General features: G+C 36.1%; 1 protein-coding gene. It reads left to right on the top strand.

Annotation, left to right across the window (positions count from 1 at the left end; genetic code table 11):
• Positions 1-523 (top strand): hypothetical protein (locus BACCOPRO_RS18175; protein ID WP_008145571.1); only part of this gene is annotated, 523 nt, incomplete at both ends.

The following is a 523-nucleotide window of genomic DNA, read 5'->3' as shown; positions in this document are numbered from 1 at the left end:
AACCACATTGTCATTGCAGATTACCGCAAACTGCTGTATTTTGATCCGGAAGGTCAATTCCTGCATGAGACAAAAGTAGAAATTCCCCCTACAGAAGGAGACTTCTCTCCTACCGAAATATTACCTACAAAGGATAATGAGTATCTTATCTTTCTTACTTTCCCAGAAAAACATCTACTTGCAAAAATAAACAATGAAGGGAAACAGGACTTCTTTTTTGATCCGGGAGAAGATGGTGTCAAAAAAAGTCAATTTTTCAGGACATGGCGTGCTCTTTTTTCTACCGACAGTTGTTTCTATTTAAGTTATCCATATTGTGACACTATTTATTCGATTTCTTCGGATTTGAGTAAAATAACCCCGTCCTATTACATTGATTATACACCTAAAAAACTTCCGGATATACCAATTGAACCAACAGACGACGTAATAAGTTGGAAAAAAAAGCTCAGCCATTTGGGTGATTATTTAAAAACTGCGTCCTTCGGAATCAGAGACAAATTTCTCTATATAGGAATTACAG

The sequence above is a fragment of the Phocaeicola coprophilus DSM 18228 = JCM 13818 genome, assembly GCF_000157915.1.
Classification (GTDB): domain Bacteria; phylum Bacteroidota; class Bacteroidia; order Bacteroidales; family Bacteroidaceae; genus Phocaeicola; species Phocaeicola coprophilus.
The sequence above is the reverse complement of the archived record's forward strand: the minus strand, read 5'-3'. Positions and strand labels throughout refer to the sequence as shown.